The organism is Streptomyces sp. HSW2009 (genome assembly GCF_040240285.1).
Lineage (GTDB): Bacteria > Actinomycetota > Actinomycetes > Streptomycetales > Streptomycetaceae > Streptomyces.
The window spans coordinates 1-277 of record NZ_JBEHZD010001241.1 but is presented as its reverse complement, the minus strand read 5'-3'; the positions used below and the strand labels follow the sequence as shown (position 1 = coordinate 277).

1 protein-coding gene is annotated in these 277 nt (G+C 81.9%); it reads right to left on the bottom strand.

All coding sequences use genetic code 11. The annotated features are described in order from the left end of the window. Positions 1–71: 71 nt before the first annotated feature. Positions 72–277: hypothetical protein (locus AAHZ94_RS35345; RefSeq protein WP_349997718.1), on the bottom strand; the 206-nt coding region annotated here is incomplete at its 5' end.

The following is a 277-nucleotide window of genomic DNA, read 5'->3' as shown; positions in this document are numbered from 1 at the left end:
CCCCGGGGCCCCCCCCCACACCGCAGCCTCGTACGGCCGGCCCGCCCACGACCGCCGCCCCGCCCGCTCCGTCAGTCGAGCAGCGCCCGTACCTCGGCCAGCAGGTCCACCTGGGCCCGCCAGTCGCCGTCGGCGAAGGCGAGGACCGCGTGGCCGGCCCCCGCGCCCCAGTACGCGTGCAGCCGTTCCGCCGTCTGCCGTACGTCGCCGGCCAGCACCGTCGCCGGCTGGGTGGCCAGCGGGCCGCCGACCGCCGGGCCGCCGCCCTCCCCCCCCC